Annotated in this window: 4 protein-coding genes, 1 tRNA gene and 2 pseudogenes; 2 read left to right on the forward strand and 5 right to left on the reverse strand. The window is 69.9% G+C overall.

Features of this window, described 5'->3' with window-relative positions; all coding sequences use genetic code 11:
- Both G3I19_RS34830 and fdhD read right to left on the reverse strand, forming a co-directional pair.
- Nucleotides 1-189 (reverse strand): annotated as a pseudogene (locus G3I19_RS34830) (hypothetical protein); the annotation flags it as partial.
- A gap of 114 nt (nucleotides 190-303) precedes the next feature.
- Nucleotides 304-1,143: a formate dehydrogenase accessory sulfurtransferase FdhD gene (gene fdhD, locus G3I19_RS34835; RefSeq protein WP_164267694.1), complete on the reverse strand. Its 840-nt coding sequence runs from the start codon at nucleotides 1,141-1,143 to the stop codon at nucleotides 304-306.
- A gap of 269 nt (nucleotides 1,144-1,412) precedes the next feature.
- On the opposite strand from fdhD, the gene G3I19_RS34840 reads away from it, so the two are divergent.
- Together G3I19_RS34840 and G3I19_RS34845 are read left to right on the forward strand one after the other, a co-directional pair.
- Nucleotides 1,413-2,351 carry a beta-ketoacyl-ACP synthase III gene (locus G3I19_RS34840; RefSeq protein ID WP_164267695.1) on the forward strand — a complete coding sequence of 313 codons (939 nt, stop codon included), beginning with the start codon at nucleotides 1,413-1,415 and terminating at the stop codon, nucleotides 2,349-2,351.
- A gap of 200 nt (nucleotides 2,352-2,551) precedes the next feature.
- Nucleotides 2,552-2,636: transfer RNA gene (locus G3I19_RS34845), tRNA-Leu, on the forward strand.
- 185 nt (nucleotides 2,637-2,821) lie between these two features.
- Here G3I19_RS34845 and G3I19_RS34850 read toward each other — a convergent pair.
- The 3 genes and pseudogenes from G3I19_RS34850 to G3I19_RS37870 all read right to left on the reverse strand — a co-directional run.
- Nucleotides 2,822-3,250: pseudogene (locus G3I19_RS34850) on the reverse strand (SPW repeat protein); the annotation flags it as partial.
- A gap of 167 nt (nucleotides 3,251-3,417) precedes the next feature.
- Nucleotides 3,418-4,074: a class F sortase gene (locus tag G3I19_RS34855; protein ID WP_164267697.1), complete on the reverse strand. Its 657-nt coding sequence runs from the start codon at nucleotides 4,072-4,074 to the stop codon at nucleotides 3,418-3,420.
- Nucleotides 4,075-4,204: 130 nt separating this feature from the next.
- The coding region (locus G3I19_RS37870) for an LPXTG cell wall anchor domain-containing protein (protein WP_164267698.1) at nucleotides 4,205-4,324 on the reverse strand (120 nt) is incomplete at its 5' end.

Here is a 4,324-nt window from a genome sequence, read left to right on the forward strand (position 1 = left end):
GGCCAGCCGCTCCCGCAGCCGGTGTCCGGCAGGCGTCAGGTAATGCCGGTGCGGGGGCCGCGGATGGCGCAGCGCGAGCCCCTGGGTGACCAGCGAGGCCAGGGCCGCCGCAGGGCCCTGGAGCAGTCCTGACTCGGCGTCGGCGGTGCGGATCGCCCGGCGCTGGGCTGCGGACGGCTGGCGGGTCATGCCCCTGACCGTACTGCCGTCCACCGGCACAGGGAACACGGTCGCGGCCGCCCGCCGGGACGCCGCGCCCCTGTGTGCCCGGTCGCCTTGTCCGGCCGCTGTGCCCGGCCGCCCTCAGACGCCGGAGCGCAGGGCGATGCGCTCGTCGCCCGTGTACACGTTCATGGAGGAGCCACGGAGGAAACCGACCAGGGTGAGCCCGGACTCGGCAGCCAGGTCGACGGCCAGCGAGGACGGCGCGGACACCGCCGCCAGGACCGGGATCCCCGCCATCACCGCCTTCTGGGCCAGCTCGAAGGAGGCCCGGCCCGAGACCAGGAGCACGACCTGGGAGAGCGGGAGCAGCCCGCTCTGCAGGGCCCGGCCGACCAGCTTGTCCACCGCGTTGTGGCGGCCCACGTCCTCGCGTATGTCGAGCAGTTCGCCCTCGGGTGTGAAGAGCGCGGCCGCGTGCAGCCCCCCGGTCCGGTCGAACACCTGCTGCGCGGCCCGCAGTCGGTCGGGGAGTACGGAGAGCGCATCGGGCTCCACCCGGACCTGCGGGGTGTCGGCGATCGGGAAGCGCGCGGTGGTGCGGACCGCGTCCAGGCTCGCCTTGCCGCAGAGCCCGCACGAGGAGGTGGTGTAGACGTTGCGCTCCAGTGTGATGTCGGGCAGCACGACACCCGGGGCCAGCCTGACGTCCACCACGTTGTACGTGTTCGAGCCGTCGGCGGTGGCCCCCGCGCAGTACACGATCGACTGGAGCTCGTCCGCCGAGCCGAGGACCCCCTCGCTGACCAGGAAGCCGGCGGCGAGGGCGAAGTCGTCGCCCGGGGTGCGCATGGTGATGGCCAGGGCCTTGCCGTTCAGCCGGATCTCCAGCGGCTCCTCGGCCACCAGGGTGTCGGGGCGGGTGGTCACCACTCCGTCCCGGATACGGATGGTGCGGCGGCGTTCGGTGACCCGGCCCATGGAGATCAGTCCTACTCTTCGATCGGTGCTGCGACGCTCCCATTCTCCTGGCACCGCGCGCGACCGGCCGCCGGGTCTCGGGCATCCGGCGGACAAAAGGTGTGGAACATTACGTATCGCACCCCGGTTCGGTACCCGCCCGGTGTCCGGAAGTGATCCGAAGTCTCCAAGTGGGACGCCCGAATCCTGTTGCTTTACCTGCCGTCGTACCGGTGAGTCGCTAACGAGACTGGAGGGCTCCTGACATCAGCAGCAGAGGGGTCCCGGGCATGACCGGAACACGCATCGCCGCACTCGGCCATTACCAGCCGGCCAAGGTGCTCACCAATGACGATGTCGCCGCCCTTGTCGACACCAGCGACGAATGGATCCGGAGCCGGGTGGGGATCAAGACCCGCCATATCGCCGGTCCCGATGAGCCGGTCGACGAACTCGCTGCCCAGGCCGGAGCCAAGGCGCTCGCCTCGGCAGGGCTCGCGCCCGGCGATGTCGACCTCGTGCTCGTGGCGACCTCCACGGCGATCGACCGCTCGCCGAACATGGCGGCGCGGGTGGCCGCCAAGCTGGCCATGGGCTCGCCCGCGACCATGGACGTCAACGTCGTCTGCTCGGGCTTCACCCATGCCCTGGCCATCGCCGACCACGCGGTACGGGCTGGCTCCGCCGAACGCGCACTGGTGATCGGCGCCGACAAGATGGCCGAGATCGCCGACTGGACCGACCGCTCCACCTGTGTCCTGGTCGGGGACGGCGCCGGAGCGGCCGTGGTCGAGGCGTGCGCGGATGACGGTATCGGGCCGGTGCTGTGGGGCTCGGTCCCCGGGATGGGGAACGCCGTACGCATCGAGGGGACGCCGCCGCGCTTCGCCCAGGAGGGGCAGTCCGTCTACCGCTGGGCCACCACCCAGCTGCCGCCCATCGCGCGCAAGGTCTGCGAGAAGGCGGGCGTCACCCCCGAAGAGCTGGCGGCCGTCGTGCTGCACCAGGCCAACCTGAGGATCATCGAGCCCGTCGCCGCGAAGATCGGCGCGGTGAACGCGGTGATCGCCCGCGACGTGGTCGATTCCGGCAACACTTCGGCGGCCAGTATCCCGATGGCCCTGTCCAAGCTGGTGGAGCGGAGGGAGATCCCGTCCGGTGCGCCGGTCCTGCTCTTCGGCTTCGGCGGGAATCTCTCGTACGCGGGACAGGTGGTCCGCTGCCCGTGACGGCAGGGGCCCGCCGGCGACTGGCTGTGGGGTTCCGGTGACGCACCGTGCCGCCGACGGTGGCGGGGAGGGGAAGTGCCCCGGCGGGTCGGCCGGGGCCGCCCGCTGACCACGGCAAATGCGGGTGAAGGTCGCCGCAAACCCCTGGTATTGTTGTTCTTGTCGCCACGGGGAGAACACACGTGACCGACAGACACCTTGTCCGGGTGGCGGAATGGCAGACGCGCTAGCTTGAGGTGCTAGTGCCCTTTATCGGGCGTGGGGGTTCAAGTCCCCCCTCGGACACTGCGCAGCACAAGAGACGGGTGTGCGACCGGGTTTCCGGTCGCACACCCGTCTCTCTGTTTTCTCGGTGTGTTCCTTGTGTGCTCTTGCCGGGTGTCACATCAGTCGGCGCGGTCGGGTCGTCCTGCGCGACTGAGGCGGCTTGCTCCGCCGGAATTCATGGAGTGTGCGGCTGCGGCGTTACGGCTGCGCCTGGCCGCCACGACGGTGCATATCAACCCGAGTAGAGCTGTGACGCCGCCGATGACCGCGTTGCTCCAGATGATGCCCTTGTCCGGATGGCTGCCCACGACCCACGGGGCAACGATCAGCCAGGCGCCCATCACGACCATGGCCCAGCTGAGGCCGTACATCCGCTCCGGCATGATGGTGAACCCGAGGCCCAGCAGGGCGATCGCGATGCCCATGATGAGGTTGTGCGTCGTCAGCGCCGACTGGGTGCTCGAGAAGTGGATCACCCACGCGGACACCGCGCAGTACACACCGACGAGAAACACCGGCCCGTCCACGAGCGCCACATCGCGCCCGCCGAGCATGCGGTTGTACCGAGCCCGCATTTCGGGTACGTCGGGGTGGGTTGCTAGATCGCCTCTTGTGTGTGAGACGTCGGCCATGCGACTCGCCTCCTTCTTTGCTGCAAGTCCGACCGCGTGTGCACGGCTCAACGCTCAACCGCGCAAGTACCAGTTTGCTCCTGTTTGCCCGCTTTGTATAGAGAAGATAAAGCGGCTCGGATTTCTGGCTCCGGCAGTCCTGTCAGCGGGTTCGGCGGGCGGAACCGTCAGCGCAACGTGGCATAGACGATCAGGTTGTTCACCGGGTGCCCCTGCGCGTCGAACGATCCGTCGCAGGTGATGAGCCGCAGGGCGCGGGCCGTGGTCCTGCCGTAGACCTTGTCGGTCGGGAACGCCTTCTTGCTGACGCTCTGCGTACTGGTGACCGTGAAGTGGGCCGTCTTTCCCAGCTTGTTACGGACGGCGATGTCCGCGCCCTTGTGGATCTTCCTGAGGTCGTGGAAGACGGCCCTGCCGTAGCGGGTGTCGTTGTGACCGATCAGTACGGCGGCTCCCGGCTCGCCGGGGGTGGCGCTGCCCGTGTACCAGCCCGCGGTCATGCCCTTGTCCGCCGGCGGGACCTGGACCGTGTGGTCCGCGTTGAGGCCGAGCTGCAGCAGCGCACTGGTCACCCCGATCGAGGGGATCGACACCTGGGCCGGGGGCGCGGGCTGCCCGGTGTCCGGCTTGGTGTCTGTTTGGGTACCGGTCGCGGTGCTCTTGCCGGCGTCGGAGCCCGATGCCGTACTCGCCGTGCCGGCGGACTTGTGTCCGGCCGGATCCGATGAGCCGGACGAACAGCCCGTGAGCGCCGCCAGGGTGAGGCAGAGGGCTGCTGCGGGCAGGGCGGCGGACCGCCATATCGGCTGGTGCGTACGGGACATGAGGGCTCCAGGACGTTCGGGGCTGCGGGAGAGGTGTGCGGGCCGGATGCGTTCAGGGGTACGGATGAGGGCACCGGACGCAGGCAGTGGCGCCGCCCGGTGACGGACGGCGCCACTGCTGTGCGGTGGGTCAGCCGTTGCGCTGTGCGGCGGAGCGGCGGCGCAGGACGACCGTGCCCGCGCCGGCGAGGAGGACGGCGCCGGCCGCCGAGCCGATGAGCGCCGTGGTGTCGCTGCTGTTGCCGGCCGG

This window comes from Streptomyces sp. SID10853, assembly GCF_010548145.1.
Classification (GTDB): Bacteria; Actinomycetota; Actinomycetes; order Streptomycetales; family Streptomycetaceae; genus Streptomyces.